Source organism: Roseococcus thiosulfatophilus, assembly GCF_017311575.1.
In the GTDB taxonomy this organism is placed as follows: Bacteria; Pseudomonadota; Alphaproteobacteria; order Acetobacterales; family Acetobacteraceae; genus Roseococcus; species Roseococcus thiosulfatophilus.
On record NZ_JAFFQY010000011.1, the window covers coordinates 362,743 to 377,242 of the forward strand.

At 73.0% G+C, this 14,500-nt stretch carries 14 protein-coding genes; 3 read left to right on the top strand and 11 right to left on the bottom strand.

Annotation, left to right across the window (positions count from 1 at the left end; genetic code table 11):
* Together JTN19_RS20510 and JTN19_RS07375 are read right to left on the bottom strand one after the other, a co-directional pair.
* Positions 1-2,877, bottom strand: coding sequence for a glycosyltransferase (locus JTN19_RS20510; protein WP_206931254.1), 2,877 nt, complete (start codon positions 2,875-2,877; stop codon positions 1-3).
* Positions 2,878-3,084: 207 nt separating this feature from the next.
* Positions 3,085-3,963 carry a branched-chain amino acid aminotransferase gene (locus tag JTN19_RS07375; RefSeq protein ID WP_206931255.1) on the bottom strand — a complete coding sequence of 293 codons (879 nt, stop codon included), beginning with the start codon at positions 3,961-3,963 and terminating at the stop codon, positions 3,085-3,087.
* A 169-nt stretch (positions 3,964-4,132) separates the two neighbouring features.
* On the opposite strand from JTN19_RS07375, the gene JTN19_RS07380 reads away from it, so the two are divergent.
* From JTN19_RS07380 to JTN19_RS07390, 3 genes are read left to right on the top strand one after another with little or no spacing between them, the layout of a single operon-like run.
* Positions 4,133-4,720, top strand: coding sequence for a MarR family winged helix-turn-helix transcriptional regulator (locus JTN19_RS07380; protein ID WP_408901857.1), 588 nt, complete (start codon positions 4,133-4,135; stop codon positions 4,718-4,720).
* A 4-nt stretch (positions 4,721-4,724) separates the two neighbouring features.
* Complete coding sequence (locus tag JTN19_RS07385; RefSeq protein ID WP_206931257.1) at positions 4,725-5,426, top strand: response regulator; 702 nt, start codon at positions 4,725-4,727, stop codon at positions 5,424-5,426.
* Positions 5,423-6,814, top strand: coding sequence for an ATP-binding protein (locus JTN19_RS07390; protein WP_206931258.1), 1,392 nt, complete (start codon positions 5,423-5,425; stop codon positions 6,812-6,814). Before JTN19_RS07385 ends, JTN19_RS07390 begins: the two co-directional genes overlap by 4 nt.
* Before the next feature lie 48 nt (positions 6,815-6,862).
* On the opposite strand, the gene serS is transcribed toward JTN19_RS07390, so the two are convergent.
* The 9 genes from serS to JTN19_RS20100 all read right to left on the bottom strand — a co-directional run bounded on the left by serS (position 6,863) and on the right by JTN19_RS20100 (position 14,452).
* Positions 6,863-8,122, bottom strand: a complete 1,260-nt coding sequence (serS, locus tag JTN19_RS07395; RefSeq protein WP_206931259.1) for a serine--tRNA ligase — start codon at positions 8,120-8,122, stop codon at positions 6,863-6,865.
* Between the two features lie 20 nt (positions 8,123-8,142).
* Positions 8,143-8,901 carry a twin-arginine translocase subunit TatC gene (tatC, locus tag JTN19_RS07400; RefSeq protein WP_206931317.1) on the bottom strand — a complete coding sequence of 253 codons (759 nt, stop codon included), beginning with the start codon at positions 8,899-8,901 and terminating at the stop codon, positions 8,143-8,145.
* 51 nt (positions 8,902-8,952) lie between these two features.
* Positions 8,953-9,600, bottom strand: coding sequence for a twin-arginine translocase TatA/TatE family subunit (locus tag JTN19_RS07405; protein ID WP_206931260.1), 648 nt, complete (start codon positions 9,598-9,600; stop codon positions 8,953-8,955).
* Positions 9,601-9,722: 122 nt separating this feature from the next.
* Positions 9,723-10,778 (bottom strand): ABC transporter ATP-binding protein, encoded by a 1,056-nt coding sequence (locus tag JTN19_RS07410; protein ID WP_206931261.1) that lies wholly within the window; start codon positions 10,776-10,778, stop codon positions 9,723-9,725.
* A 70-nt stretch (positions 10,779-10,848) separates the two neighbouring features.
* Positions 10,849-11,451, bottom strand: coding sequence for an SMC-Scp complex subunit ScpB (gene scpB, locus JTN19_RS07415; protein WP_206931262.1), 603 nt, complete (start codon positions 11,449-11,451; stop codon positions 10,849-10,851).
* Positions 11,441-12,214 (bottom strand): segregation and condensation protein A, encoded by a 774-nt coding sequence (locus JTN19_RS07420; RefSeq protein WP_206931263.1) that lies wholly within the window; start codon positions 12,212-12,214, stop codon positions 11,441-11,443. The genes scpB and JTN19_RS07420 overlap by 11 nt, the downstream gene beginning before the upstream one ends.
* On the bottom strand, positions 12,211-12,915 hold the full coding sequence (locus tag JTN19_RS07425) for a site-2 protease family protein (protein ID WP_206931264.1): 705 nt from the start codon (positions 12,913-12,915) through the stop codon (positions 12,211-12,213). Before JTN19_RS07425 ends, JTN19_RS07420 begins: the two co-directional genes overlap by 4 nt.
* Positions 12,915-13,811, bottom strand: coding sequence for a beta-N-acetylhexosaminidase (gene nagZ / locus JTN19_RS07430; protein ID WP_206931265.1), 897 nt, complete (start codon positions 13,809-13,811; stop codon positions 12,915-12,917). Before nagZ ends, JTN19_RS07425 begins: the two co-directional genes overlap by 1 nt.
* Complete coding sequence (locus JTN19_RS20100; protein WP_242530929.1) at positions 13,808-14,452, bottom strand: SPOR domain-containing protein; 645 nt, start codon at positions 14,450-14,452, stop codon at positions 13,808-13,810. Before JTN19_RS20100 ends, nagZ begins: the two co-directional genes overlap by 4 nt.
* Between the last annotated feature and the right edge of the window lie 48 nt (positions 14,453-14,500).

Genomic DNA, 14,500 nt, shown 5'->3' on the forward strand with positions numbered 1-14,500 from the left:
TCAGGTGCGACGCGCGCCGGCGAGGCGCAGGGCGGCCCGGCCCGCCTCGCCGCCCGGCAGGGGCGCCGCGCCGGCGCCGCGCTGCAGCCGCGCCTCGATCTGCGCGATACGCTCGGCGCCCGAGAGGCCGAGCCCCTCGCCGCCCGTCATCAGCAGGCCTTCCAGCAGGGCAAGCCGGCCCTCCGTGTCATTCTCCGCGGCCCATTGCAGCCCCACGAGGCGCAGCGGCGGCACCCCGCCCTCGGCCATGGAGAGGCGCAGCCGGACAAGGCCCCCCTCGCCCGCCTCCACGCGCTGCGGGAGAATGAGGGGCCCGCCCCCGTGTGGCAGCGGCAATTCGCCCTCCGCATGGCGCAGCACCCCGCCCGCGCCGGGCTGGACCGCGAGGTGCAGCAGCACGCGCAGCCCCTCGCCCGCCTCCACCCCCTCGGCGGCGAAGGCGATGACGGGCGCGAGCGAGATGGGCTGCACCCCCACCATGTCGGGCGAAAGGTCCCACCCCTCGGCCAGCATGGCGGCCCAGGCGGGATTCTCGGCGAGCGGGCCGAGCTGGATGCAGCGCCGGGGCGGCAGGCGCGCGGCACCCGGGGCCACCGCCGTCACCTCGCGCAATGCCACCCGGATGGGACGCGGGTCCGGGTGGCCGGGCGGCGGTTCCAGCGGGCCGTCCAGCACGAGGCCGATCTGGTGCGTGCCGGCGGGCAGGTCCAGCACCGCCGCCGCCTCCTGCCCCGGCATCAGGCCGAACCAGCGGGGCTGGGCGCCCTCGGCGAAGGCGCCCAGGCGGTTCATCTCGGCCCAGGGGCGCGCGGCCAGGCGCAGCAGCAGGGTGGCGGGCGCGTCCAGCGTCACCTCCAGGCAGCCATGGGCGCCGAGCAGGGGCGCGCCGCCCTCCTCGGGCGGTTCGAAGCCCGCGCCCAGCAGCATGCAGGCGGGGGCGCCTTGGCTCAGCACCCAGCGCTCGCCGGGGGCGAGGCGCGGCGGCGTGGGCGTCTCGCGCTGCGGGGGCGGGGCGGCGGTGAGTTCGGCCATGCCCGCCAGGAAATCGGCCGAGACCTCGGCCCAGCTGCGCGCGCGGAAGCCCTCGCGGATGCGCGCCTCGGCGGCGGCGAGTGCCGCGCGGTCGGTGACGAAATGGCGCACGCGTTCCGCGATGGCGCGCGGGCTGTAGGCGTCAATGGGTTCGGCGAAGCCCGCGCCGGCCTCGGGCGTGGCGCCCTCGGGGCTGGCCAGGCAGAGCTTGCCCAGCGCCAGCGATTCGCCCACCGGCAACCCCCAGCCCTCGGTGAAGGAGGGGAAGATGGAGAACAGGCAGCCGCGATACAGCGCGTCCAGCTCGGGGTCCGAGATGCCATGGACGATGCGGATGCGCCCATCGAGGTAGCGGGTGGATTCGAGCTGCGCCATCAGGTCGTCCACCCGCCAGCCGGGCCGCCCCACGATGACCAGCGACGGCGGCTCGAACCCCTCGGCCAGCAGCAGGCGCCAGGCCTGGAACAGCGCCAGGTGGTTCTTCCGCGCCTCGATGGTCGAGACGGAGAGGATGTAGTCCTGCCCGCGCAGCCCCTCCAGCGCGGAGGGCCAGGCCTCGCCCGTCTCCGGCAGGGCCGCGTTCATGCGGTGCGCGAGCGGCACGGGCCGGATGGGAATGGCGGGCGCGCCCAGCTCCTGCAGGGCGCGCCGCAGCTCGCGCGCCGTGTATTCGCTGATGGTCAGCGCGAAGTCCCAGAGCTGGGCGCCCTCCGCCAGGCCCTGGCGGAAGGCCAGCACCGTGCCCTCGCTGGTGTATTCGGGGTGGGTCGCGGGGATCAGGTCATAGACCAGCACGCCGATGCGGATGCCCGCCGCGCGCAGCCGCGCCAGCGCGGCCGGCGCCCCGGTCCAGAACCAGAAGGCACCCAGGATGACGAAGTGCCGCGCGGCCGTGAGGTCGGTGGGGCGGGCGCGGTCATGGGCCGCCTCCACCAGGGCGCGGGCGCGGTCGGGGTCGTGCCGCTCGGCCAGGCAATAGGTCAGGATGGCGCGAAGGTCCGCCACCTCCAGCGTCCAGAGCGGGCCCATGCGCTCGGCCAGCACCACGAAGCGCGCCTCGGCGGCCGCCACGGGGTCGGCCAGGATGCCCTCGGCGAGGCCGAGCTGCACGCGCTGGATGCCCGTCGCGCGGCCAGTCTGGCGCACGAGGCTGAGCAGGTCCGTGACATCGTAGAGGGTGGCGCCGGGGGCGGCCGCACCGGAGGAGGGCGGCGGCGCGCCGGTGGTGCGGCGGGCGAGCTGCCAGTGGCGCCGGTCGGGCTGGGCCGCCCAGCAGGCCAGCGCGGCCTCGCGCGCCAGCAGGTGCTCATGCGCAGCCAGCGCCGCCTCGGCCAGGGCACGGCGGGCCTCGCGGTCCTCGGGCGCGGCCTCGGCGGCGCGCTGGGCGGCGACGAGGGCCTCGCGCTCCACAACCCGCGCCACGGGGGCGGGGCGGAACAGGCCGCGTGGGGCGTCGGCCTCCGGCTCCGGGCGCAGCGCGCGCAGCTCCGTCGCCGCGTGGTTGACGGGGGCGAGGCGGGCCGAAAGGTCGTAGGCCTCGGTCGCCTCCACCAGCCGGCCTTGCAGCTTCAGCACATGGCCGAGGTGCAGGGGGGCGTCGTGGTCGTCGGGGCGCAGCCGCATGGCCTCGCGATAGGCGGCCTCGGCGCGGGCATGCTCGCCGCCCTCCTTCTCGGCATGGCCGAGCTGGACCCAGACGGGGGCATCCTGCGGCCTGTCCTGCAGGTAGCGGCGGTAGCGCTGCGCGGCCTGCGCCCAGCGCCCGGCGTCACGCGCCGCATCGGCCTCGCGCAGCGCCCGCAGGGCCGGGCGCAGGCGCCAACGCCGCAGTGCGCGGACGATCACGCCGGCATCGCCCGCGAGGGACGGCCGGGCTGCGGTTGCGTGGCATTGGGCACAGGCATCTTCCGCTTCACCTCCGGCTGACCCCTGCATTCCAGCGCGGGGCGCAGCCGTCAAGGCTTCGCGGGCGTTCCGCGCGCGGAGAGGCGAATCACGCACGCGGAAAAAGACTTGCGTGATCCGCGCGCGCGGATCACGCCGGGCGCAACATCACGCCCGGTTGTTCACCGTGGCCTCGTAGTCCTTCATCAGCGTCTCGGTGATGCTGCCCGGCGTGAAGTCCTGCGTGCCGATGCGGCGGATGGGCGTCACCTCGGCGGCCGTGCCGGCCAGGAAGGCCTCGGTGGCGCGGGGCAGTTCCTCGGGCTTGATGACGCGCTCCACCACCTTCATCTGCCGCTTGCGGGCGAGGCCCATGACGGTGCGCCGCGTGATGCCGTCCAGGAAGCAGGTGGGCGTCGGGGTGTGGATCTCGCCGTCGAAGACGAAGAAGGCGTTGGCGCCGGTGGCCTCCGCGATGTCGCCCTTCCAGTCGAGCATCATGGCGTCGTCCGCGCCCTCATCCATGGCGGCGTGCTTGCTCATGGTGCCGATCATGTAGAGGCCGGTGGCCTTCGACGCGGTGGGCGCCGTCTCGGGGTGCGGGCGGCGCCACTTGGCCCAGGCCAGGTTCACGCCCTTCATGCGCTGCTCCACGCCGAAATAGGCGCCCCATTCCCAGACGGCGATGGCCATGTGGACCTTCGTGGCCTGCGCGGCCACGCCCATCTCCTCCGCGCCGCGCCAGGCGATGGGGCGCACATAGGCGTTGGTGAGGCCGTTCTTCGCCACCGTCTCCTGGCAGGCCGCGTCAATCTGCTCCACGCTCCAGGGAATCTCGAAGCCCAGGATGCGGCCGGAGTTGATGAGGCGTTCGCTGTGCTCGCGCAGCTTGAAGATCTGCCCGCCATAGGCGCGCTCGCCCTCGAAGACGGCGGAGGCGTAGTGCAGCCCGTGCGTCAGGACGTGCAGCTTGGCGTCCCGCCAGGGGCGGAACTCGCCATTCCACCAGATGAAGCCGTCACGGTCGTCATAGGGAACCAGGGCCACGGGCGTTTCTCCACGCTTGTTGGCACATTGCGCTTGCGCCGTGGTGGATGTTCGGAAAGGAATGCCCGGACACCTTGCGGCGCAGCATCATTGCGTGATGCCCCTTGCTTCTAGAATGTCCGGAAAAAATGTGTCAATGAACCTGACCGAAAAGAGGAGCATGGCAGCCATGCCGGACCGCCCCCCCAGCCTGCACCAGGACGTGATGCGCCCGGACAGCGCGCCGGCGCGCAGCCTGCTGTTCCTGCGCGAGGAGGAGCTCCGTCTTGCCCAGGACCTGCTCTATTTCGGCTATCGCGATTTCACGGCCGGGGCGGACCGCATCCTGGCGCAGCTCGACATGGGGCGGGCGCACCACCGCGTGCTGCACTTCGTGGGCCGCGCGCCGGGGATGAAGGTGGGCGAGCTGCTGGCGATCCTCTCCATCACCAAGCAATCCCTCGGCCGCGTGCTGCAGCCCCTCATTGACCAGGGCTATGTCCACCAGGCGCCCGGCCTGAAGGACAAGCGCCAGCGCCTGCTGCGCCTGACGCCGCAGGGCGAGGCGCTGGAACGCCGCCTCTTCGACGCCCAGCGCGAATGGGTGCTGCGCGCCTATCGCGAGGCCGGGCCCGAGGCGGTGGAGGGCTTCCGCCGCGTCATGCGCGGGCTGATGGGCCCCGAGGCCCGCACGCAGTTCGAGGCGCTGGAACGCGCGGCGGCCCCGGGCCGCACCACCCCGGCCTTCGCGCCCATGCCCGCCCGCCGGAGCGCCTGACGCCATGGCCGAGCCCGCCGCCGACATCCTGGTCGTGGACGATGACGCCAGGCTGCGCGCCCTGCTGCAACGCTTCCTGGCCGAGCAGGGCCACCGCGTGGCGGGTGCGGCCGATGCCGCCGCCGCGCGCGCCGCGCTCGCCAGCATGGAGTTCGACCTGCTGGTGGTGGACGTGATGATGCCGGGGGAGACGGGCCTCGAATTCGTCGAAGCCCTGCGCCGCGAGGGGCGCGACACGCCGGTGCTGATGCTGACCGCCCGCGGCGACCCCGATGACCGCGTGGCGGGCTTCGAGCACGGCGCCGACGACTACCTGGCCAAGCCCTTCGACCCGCGCGAACTCGCTTTGCGAATCCGCACCATCCTGCGCCGCGCCCAGCCCGCCGCCCCGGCCGCCGCACCGCTCGGCCTCGTGCAGCTCGGCGAGCGCTGGTTCGACGCGGAGCGCGCGGAACTCCGCACCCCCGAGGGCGTGCTGCGCCTGACGGGCGGCGAGACGGCGCTGCTGACGGCCCTGGCCCGCCGCGCCGGCGAGGTGCTCTCGCGCGAGGACATCGCGGCCGCGCTCGGCACCCCCGATGCCGGCGAACGCAGCGTGGACGTGCAGGTGACGCGCCTGCGCCGCAAGATCGAGGCCGACCCGCGCGAGCCGCGCTTCCTGCACACCATCCGCCACCGCGGCTACGTCCTGCGGCCCGGGCCGTGAGCACCAGCCGGCCCGCGCGCGCCACTTGGCTCGCCACGCTGCTGCGGCCGGACAAGTCGCTGGCCAGGCGGCTCTCGGCGGTGCTGCCGCGGGGCCTGCTCGCGCGCGTGCTGCTGATCCTGCTGCTGCCGTTGGTGGTGCTGCAGGGGGTGGCCTTGCAGCTCTTCTACGGCGGGCACCTGGACGTGATCTCGCGCCGCCTCACCTCGGGGCTCGCGGGCGATGTGGGCTTCGTCGCGGTGATGGTGGAGGCGGCCTCGCCCGAGACGCGGCCCTTCGTGATGCGCGAGGCGCAGTGGCGGCTGGGCCTCGCCCTCAGCTTCGAGCCGGACGCGGCCCTCGGCCCCATCCCCCACCGCCCCGCCTGGATGCGCCTGCTGCCGCTGGAGGGCGATTTGCGCCGCGCGCTGAGCGAACGCCTGGCCCTGCCCTTCGACGTGGACTGGCACAGCGACCCCAACGTCATCATCATCCGCGCGCAGCTGGACGACGGGGTGCTGAACGTCGAGGCCTCGCGCCGGCGGCTGATCACCACCACGCTCTATGTGTTCGTCATCTGGCTGGTGGGCTCGGCCGTGCTGCTGGCGGTGGTGGCGGTGCTGTTCATGAAGAACCAGGTGCGCGCCATCCGCAGGCTGGCCGAGGCCTCGGAGACCTTCGGCCTCGGCCGCGACAACGGCCCCATCAAGCCCGAGGGGGCGCGCGAGGTGCGCCAGGCGGCGGTGGCCTTCAACGCCATGCGCGAACGCATCCTGCGCTTCGTGAACCAGCGCACCGAGATGCTGGCCGGCATCAGCCATGACCTGCGCACGCCACTCACGCGCATGCGCCTGGAACTCACCATGCTGCCCCGCACGCCCGAGACCGAGGCGGACATCGCGGCCCTGACGCAGGATGTCGAGGAGATGGAGCGGATGGTGGAGGCCTACCTGGCCTTCGCCCGCGGCGAGGGCACGGAGGCGGCGCGGCCGGCGGACCTCGTCGCCATCGTGAGCGAGGCCGCGGCCAAGGCGCGGCGCAGCGGGGCCACGGTGGAGCTGGAACTGCCGGAGACCCTGCCGCTCCGGCTGCGAAGCGACGCCATGGCCCGCGCGCTCGGCAACCTGCTGGACAATGCGCGCCGCCACGCGCGGCGCATCGCGGTGACGGTGCGCCCGCCCGTCGGCGCCGAGGGCGGCTGGGCGGAGGTGCTGGTGGATGATGACGGCCCGGGCATCCCGGCGGCCCAGCGCGCCGAGGCCTTCAAGCCCTTCATGAGCGGTTCGGCCAGCGGAACGGGGCTCGGGCTCGCCATCGCGCGCGACGTGGTGCGCGCCCATGGCGGCGAGATCGCGCTGGAGGAGAGCCCGATGGGGGGGTTGCGGGCGCGGATGCGGCTGCCGGTTTAGGAATTTTGCGCGGCTGATTCACGCCTTCGGTGATCCCACCGAAGCCGATCAGACGCTGCCGATCTTCTCCACACCCATCCACGGCCGCAGCACCTCCGGCACGCGGATGGAGCCATCCGGCTGCTGGTGCGTCTCCATCACCGCGATCAGCGCGCGGCCCACGGCCACGCCGCTGCCGTTCAGCGTGTGGACGAACAGGTTGTCCTTGCCGCGCTTGAAGCGCGCCTTCATGCGCCGCGCCTGGAAGTCCCGGCAGTTGGAGCAGGAGGAAATTTCCCGCCAGGCGCGCTGCCCGGGCAGCCAGACTTCGAGGTCATAGGTGCGGGCGGCACCAAAGCCCGTATCCCCGGCGCAAAGGATGATGCGCCGCCAGGTCAGGCCGAGTTCGGTCAGGATGGCCTCGGCGCAGCGCGTCATGCGCTCATGCTCTTCGGCGCTGTCCTCGGGGCGGGTGATGGAGACCATCTCCACCTTGGGGAATTGGTGCTGGCGCAGCATGCCGCGCGTGTCGCGCCCCGCGCTGCCGGCCTCGCTGCGGAAGCAGGGGGTGAGGGCGGTGTAGCGCAGCGGTTGTTCGGGTTCGGGGATGATCTGCTCGGCGACGAGGTTGGTCAGCGGCACTTCCGCCGTCGGGATCAGGTAGTGGTCGCCGGCGCGGAACAGGTCTTCCTCGAACTTGGGCAATTGCCCCGTGCCGTAGAGGGCCGGCGCCTGCACCAGCAGGGGCGGGTTCACCTCGGTGTAGCCGTGCCGGTCCACATGCACGCCCAGCATCCATTGGCCGAGCGCGCGCTCGAGCCGCGCCAGCGCGCCCTTCAGCACCACGAAGCGGCTGCCGGAGAGGCGGGCGGCGGTGGCGAAGTCCATCAGGCCCAGCGCCTCGCCCAGCTCGAAATGCTGCTTCGCATCCGGGATTTCGGCGGGTTCGCCGTGCTGGTGCAGCACGACATTGGCGCTCTCGTCGGCGCCCTCGGGCACCTCGGGGTCCAGCGTGTTGGGCAGGCGCGAGAGCGCGTCGTCCAGCTCGGCCTGGCGCGCCACGGGGTCGGCGGCGGCGGCCTCGGCCAGCGCGGCCGCCACCTCGGCCTTCAGCCGCTCGGCCTCCGCGGTGTCGCCGCGCTTCATGGCGGCGCCGATCTCGCGCGAGAGGGCGTTGCGGCGGGCCTGGGCGCCCTCGCCCAGCCCGATGGCCGCGCGCCGCGCCTCGTCCAGCGCGAGAAGGGCGGCCGATTGCGGCGGCAGGCCCCGCCGCGCCAGGGCCGCGTCAAAGCCCGCCGGATCCGTCCGGACCGTCTTGATGTCATGCATGGGTCAGGCGTTCCGGAAAATCAGTCGGGATCGAGCTTCGCGGGCTTGGGCGCCATCCAGGAGGCCAGCAGGATCGACACCTCGTAGAGCAGGATCAGCGGCACCGCGAGACCCACCTGGCTGATGATGTCCGGCGGCGTGATGACGGCCGCCACCACGAACATGCCCACGATGGCATAGCGCCGCCCCTTGCGGAGGCTGTCCACGCTCAGGATGCCCACCTTGCACAGCAGCACCAGCAGGATGGGCAGCTGGAAGGCCAGCCCGAAGGCCAGGATCATGTGCATGACCAGCGAGAGGTATTCGCTGACCTTCGCCTCCAGCTGGATGGCGACGGTGCCCGCCCCGGCCGGCGTCTCGAAGCTGATGAAGAAGTGCCAGGCCAGCGGGAAGATGAAGTAGTAGACCAGCGCCGCGCCGGCCACGAACAGCACGGGCGAGGCCAGCAGGAAGGGCATGATCGTCCGCTTCTCGGAGCGGTAGAGGCCGGGCGCGATGAACAGCCAGAGCTGCGTGGCCCACATCGGGAAGCTGAAGAAGACCGCGCCGAAGAAGGCCACCTTCAGGTAGGTGAAGAAGGCCTCATAAAGGGCGGTGAAGATCATCCGCCGGTCGCCGGCGCCGGCGCCCTGGGCCATCAGGATGTCGGCCAGCGGGCGGGCCAGGAAGCCGTAGATCTGTGCGCTGTAGTAGTAGCACAGGATGAACATCACGATGAAAGTGCCCACCGACCAGAGCAGGCGCGCGCGCAGCTCCATCAGGTGTTCCATCAGCGACATGGGCTTGTCGTTGATGGGATCGTCCTTGGTGATGTCCGACACGGCGGGGCCTCAGGCGGTCTTGGCCGGCACGGGGGCCGGCGCGGGGGCTTCGGTGGCGGCGTTCTCGATCCGCGGCACCTCGGCCGGCGGGATTTCGGCGGGCGCGTCCTGGGCCGCCGGCGCCACCACGGGCGCGGGCTCAGGCGGCGGGGGCGGCGGCGCCATGTTGAGCGGCGCGGGGGTGGAGGGCGGCAGGAAGGCCGGCACCTCGGGCTTGGGCGGCTCCGGCGGCGGCTTGTAGGGCGCCATGGTCTGCGGCGGGATCATGGCCGGCGCGTCGGGCGTGTCGCGGGCCGTGGGCGGCGGCGTCCAGGCCGGCGTGCTGGCCGTGGTGGTGGAGCCCGAGAGCGGGTCCTCGTTGAAGGTCCGCGTCAGCGTCCCGTCCTCGTCCACCGCCTTCTGGATATGGCCCTTCAGGTCGAAGCTGCGGATTTCGTTGATGGCGCCCTTCACGTCGGCGATCTGATCGCGCACGCCTTCGAGCTTGGCTTCGCGCACCAGCTCATCAGCCTGCTGCTGAAAGGCCGCCAATTGCCGCTTCGCCTTCTTGATGCCGTCCGCCATGCCGCGGATGGCGCCCGGAAGCTGCGTGGGCCCGATGACCACCACCGCGACGATGATGATCAGCAGGATCTCTGTCCAGGCGAGGTTGAACATCAAGTCCTCTGCTTAGCCCTCAAGGGGGCCATGGATACCAGCCGGGCCACGCCGCGCCAATGCGGCAAGCTTCTACTTAGTCCCGCCAGGGCCCGCTTGCACCCCGCCCGCGCGGATTCGGATCATGAGCTTTCGGAAGGGAAGGCGAAGGCACGCTCGGGGTCCAGCGCCACCCCCACCCGGTCCCCGCGCGAGAGGCGCGCCCCGGGCGGCAGCCGGGCATGGAGGTGCAGGACACCCCCCTCCCCGTCCGCCACCGCCATATGGACCAGGGTGGTGGCGCCCAGCAGGCGGCAGGCCTGCACCTCGGCCAGCGCGCTGCCCGATGTGCCGGCTTCCATCACGCGCAGCCCCTCGGGGCGCAGCAGCAATTCGGCCGGCGCCCCTTCCGGCAGGCCGCGGGCGGGGGCGGCGCCGATGACGGTCTCGGCGGCCCCCTGGCGGATGCGGGCGGGCAGGCGGTTCACCTCGCCCAGGAAGGTGGCGACGAAGGGGGTGGCGGGGTGGAGGTAGAGCTGTTCGGGCGTGCCCAGCTGCACCACCCGTCCCTCGCGCATCAGGGCGATGCGGTCGGCCATGAACATGGCCTCCTCCGCGTCATGGGTGACGATCAGGGCGGGGATGCCGGCCTGTTGCAGCACATGCAGGGTGTCGTCGCGCACCTGTTCGCGCAACCTTGCGTCGAGGCTCGCGAAGGCTTCGTCCAGCAGAAGGGCCTCGGGGCGCGGGGCGAGCGCGCGGGCCAGCGCCACGCGCTGCTGCTGCCCGCCCGAGAGCTGGTGCGGCCAGGATTGGGCGTAGGCCTCCAGCCCCACCCGGGCCAGCGCCTCGGCCACGCGCCAACCGCGGTCGCCGCGCGGGATGCGGCGCAGCCCGAAGGCCACGTTGTCGGCCACCGTCAGATGCGGAAACAGCGCATAGTCCTGGAAGACAAAGCCCACATGGCGGGATTCGGGCGGCACATCCTGGCCGGGGGCGGCCAGCACGCGCCCGCCCAGCGAAATGCGCCCCTGTTGCAGCGGCTCCAGCCCCGCCACCAGCCGCAGCAGCGTGGTCTTGCCATCGCCCGAGGGGCCGAGCAGGCAGACGATCTCGCCCGCCGCCACCTCCAGGCTGACCCCGCGCAGGACCACCTTCGGCCCATAGGCGTGGTGGATGTCCTCGAGCCGGAGGCTCATGCGGGAATGATGGGGGGCAGCATGGGCGCCTTGTGGCGGGCCGGGCCGCGCCTGTCCATGGCGGGCGGCGTCACGCCGCCTGCGGCACGCCCCCATCGGGCACCAGCGGCGGCGCGCCGTCGCGCGGGCCCACGGCCAGGTCGCCCGAAACCAGCTCCTCCCGCCGAGGCAGGTCGTTCAGGGATTTCAGGCCGAACTGGTCCAGGAAATGCTTCGTGGTGCCCCAGAGGGTGGGCCGCCCCGGGCTTTCCCGCCGCCCGCGGGGGGTGACGAGGTCGGCCTCCAGCAGCGCGTCCAGCGTGGTCTGGGACAGGGTAGCGCCGCGGATTTCCTCGATCTCGGCCCGCGTCACCGGCTGGTGGTAGGCGATGATGGACAGCGCCTCCATGGCCGCGCGCGGCAGGCGGCGGGGCACCTCCACCACGCGGGTGATGGCGGGTGCGAGGTCCAGCGCGGTGCGGAAGGCGAAGCCGCCGGCCACCTCCACCAGCTCCACCGCGGCACCCGCCGTGCGGGCGGCGAGCGCCGTCATCACCGAGGCCGCATCCACCCCCTCGGGCAGGGCGGACTGGATGCGCGGCAGGGGCACCGGCTTGTCCGAGGCGAAGACCAGCGCCTCGGCGACCCGCAGGGCGCGGGTGAAGTCCGGGTGGGTGTCCTGTTCAGGCGACATGCGGCAACTCCCCCTCGCCTTTTCGCAGATGAATGGGCCCGAAGACGGTGTCCTGGCGCAATTCCACCGCGCCCCCCCGCGCCGCCTCCAGCGCCGCCACCAGGGTCGAGGCCATGGCGGCCCGGCGGTCGAGCGGCGAGAGCATGTCGGGCGGCAGGAACTGGCCCAGCGTGGACCAGCCCGTGCCGGCCTCGCCCAGCAGGGCGCGCAGGCGGCCCAGCGCCTCGGCCACCGACCACAGCTTGCGCGGGCGGGGCGTGAAGGGGCGCGAGGCGACGGCGCGGCGGCGGACGGCGGCATAGGCGCGCAGCAGGGTGGTGAGGTCGGTCACCAGCCCCGAACGGTCTTCCACGCGGAGCGATTCCGGGGCGCCGCGGGCGAAGGTCTCGCGCCCCAGCTGGGCGCGGCGGCCCAGCCATTCGGCGGCGGCGCGCATGCGGTCCAGCTCGGCCAGGCGCTCCGTCAGGCGGGCGGCGGCGAGCAGAGGGTCTTCCTCGTCCGGGCCGCGCTCCTCCTCGGGCAGCAGCAGGCGGGATTTCAGCCAGGCGAGCCAGGCGGCCATGACCAGCCAATCGGCCGCGAGCTCGATCCGCACGCCGCGCGCGCCCTCGATCACGGCGAGATACTGGTCCACCAGCGAAAGGATGGAGATGGAGCGGATGTCCACCTTCTGCGCCCGCGCCAGTTCCAGCAGCACGTCGAGCGGGCCTTGGAAGCCCTCGATGTCCAGCAGCAGCGCCTCGGGTGCGGTGGCTTCGCTCATCGCCCCGCATTCCCGGTCAGCCAGACCACGAAGTCGAAGACGGGGCGGACGATCTCGAAGATGAACCAGTCCATCGGCCGGAAGGCGGGGATGGCCATGGGCAGCAGGAACAGCACGCCCAGCACCAGGAACAGCCCCGCATGTTCCAGCCGCGCATAGGCCATGGCGGCGCGGTAGGGCAGCAGGCCCACCGCGATGCGCCCGCCATCCAGCGGCGGCACGGGAATGAGGTTGAACAGGCCGAGCACGAGGTTCACCAGGATCGCGAAGCTGACGAAGCGATAGACCCAGGCGAGCGATTCGGCCGAGAGAAACGCATCCCCCGCCACCGCCACATGGATCAGCAGGCCCGCCAGCACCGCCAGCGCGAAGTTCATGGCCGGGCCGGCGATGGCCACCCACATCATCCCCAGGCGCGGATTGGCGAAGTTGCGGACGTCCACCGGAACGGGCTTGGCCCAGCCGAACATCATCTGCACGCCGCCCGTGGCCATGAGCTGCGACACCAGCAGGATGCCCGGCACAAGGACCGTCCCCACCGGGTCCACATGGCGCAGCGGGTTGAAGGAGAGCCGGCCCAGGAGTGCCGCCGTCGGGTCGCCCAGCGCGCGGGCGGCCCAGCCATGCGCCACTTCGTGGAAGGTGATGGCGATGATGGTGGCGATCACCACCGCCGTGACGTCGGGGAACCAGTCGGGCATCAGGCGGCGGCCGCCATGGGGCAGGCTTCCAGCACGGCGACGCTCTCGGCCAGCACGCCCGAGCAATGCAGCACCGCATCGCACCCCGCCGCAAGCGCCTGCATGGCCAGCGCGCCGGGCGTGCCGTCCAGCGCCTTCATCGCGAGATCGTCGGAGATGAGGAAGCCCGTGAAGCCGATCTCGCCCCGGATCACCTCCGCGATCACACGGGGCGAGAGGGTGGCGCAGCGCTCGGCATCCAGCGCCGGGTAGAGGATATGCGCGGTCATCGCCCAGAGATCGGGGGCCGCCAGGGTCCGGAAAGGGGCGAAATCGGCGGCGAGCGTGGCGCGGTCCGCCTCGACCACCGGCAGGGCCAGGTGGCTGTCCAGCGTGGCGCGGCCATGGCCCGGGATATGCTTCAGCACCGGCATGACGCCCCCGGCGCGCAGCCCCGCGATCCAGGCGGCCCCCAGGCGCGTGACTTCCTCCGGGTCAGCCGAGAAGGCACGGTCGCCGATCACGTCATGGGCGCCGGGCAGGCGCAAATCCAGGCAGGGCGCGCAGACCACGTCCAGCCCTTCCGCCACGCAGATACGGGCCAGGGCCTCGGCATTGGCGCGGGCGGCTTCGGCGGGGCCGTGTTCGAACACCGAGGGCGGCGGGAATTCGGGCCAGTGCGGCGCGCGCAGCCGGGCCACGCGCCCGCCCTCCTGGTCCACCAGGATGGGCGTGGTGGCCCCCAGGATGTCACGGATGGCGGCGGTCAGCGCCCGCAGCTGCGCGGGGTCCACGACATTGCGGCGGAACAGGATGACGCCGAGCGGGCGTTCCGCCCGCAGGAGCGCCACCTCCTCCGGTGCCAGGGTGGGGCCCGCCAGCCCGATGATGGCGGGCTTGCGGCCCCCTGCCCTCAACTGCCCAGCACCGCGCAATTGCCGCCGCTGGCGCGCACCCGCTCGCACAGCGCCTGGGCCGCGTCACGGTCGGGCAGGCCGCTCACGCGCAGGCGCCAGAAGGTGGGGCGGCCCTCACGGTCGAAGCGGACCACATTGGGGCTGAAGGGGCCAAGTTCGGGCACGCGGCCGCGCAGGCGGTTCCATTCCGCCATGGCACCCTCCTCGCTCGGCAGCGCGCCCAGCTGCACCTGCACGCCGCCGGCCACCGGGCGCGGGGCTGGGGTGGGCGCGGGCGCAGGGGCCGCGACGGGCGGCGGCGTGATGGCCGGCTGCAGCCCCGACCCACCGGGTGCCACCGGCGGCAGCGGCGTGGGCGGCGGCACCACCGCCTGGCGCCAGCCTTCCGGCACCGGGCGCTCGGGCCCGGGCGCGAGGCGCGCCTCGCCCATACGTTCCTGCCGGGCGCCGGGGCGTTCGAAAATGGTCTCGGAAGGCCGTGGGGCCGGTGCCGCCACGAAATTCTCCGGGCGCACGCGGAAGGGCCGGTCATCGGCCTCGATCAGCGGCACCCCGCCGGGCGAGAGCGCGTTGCTCCCCCACAGGAACAGCGCACCGAGCGCGCTGACCCCGATCAGGCCGCCCCCCAGCAGCCAGACCAAGGGCGGGATCCCCCATCCCGCCCGCGCCCTCTCTGGCGGGCGGACCCG

What these genes read in the sequence shown, in the direction of transcription:
- JTN19_RS07380 (WP_408901857.1), top strand. Translation starts at nt 4,133, where the DNA reads ATGCCGGACCGCCCCCCCAGCCTGCACCAGGACGTGATGCGCCCGGAC.
- JTN19_RS07385 (WP_206931257.1), top strand. Translation starts at nt 4,725, where the DNA reads ATGGCCGAGCCCGCCGCCGACATCCTGGTCGTGGACGATGACGCCAGG.
- serS (WP_206931259.1), bottom strand. Translation starts at nt 8,122, where the DNA reads ATGCATGACATCAAGACGGTCCGGACGGATCCGGCGGGCTTTGACGCG.
- tatC (WP_206931317.1), bottom strand. Translation starts at nt 8,901, where the DNA reads ATGTCGCTGATGGAACACCTGATGGAGCTGCGCGCGCGCCTGCTCTGG.
- JTN19_RS07405 (WP_206931260.1), bottom strand. Translation starts at nt 9,600, where the DNA reads ATGTTCAACCTCGCCTGGACAGAGATCCTGCTGATCATCATCGTCGCG.
- JTN19_RS07410 (WP_206931261.1), bottom strand. Translation starts at nt 10,778, where the DNA reads ATGAGCCTCCGGCTCGAGGACATCCACCACGCCTATGGGCCGAAGGTG.
- scpB (WP_206931262.1), bottom strand. Translation starts at nt 11,451, where the DNA reads ATGTCGCCTGAACAGGACACCCACCCGGACTTCACCCGCGCCCTGCGG.
- JTN19_RS07420 (WP_206931263.1), bottom strand. Translation starts at nt 12,214, where the DNA reads ATGAGCGAAGCCACCGCACCCGAGGCGCTGCTGCTGGACATCGAGGGC.
- JTN19_RS07425 (WP_206931264.1), bottom strand. Translation starts at nt 12,915, where the DNA reads ATGCCCGACTGGTTCCCCGACGTCACGGCGGTGGTGATCGCCACCATC.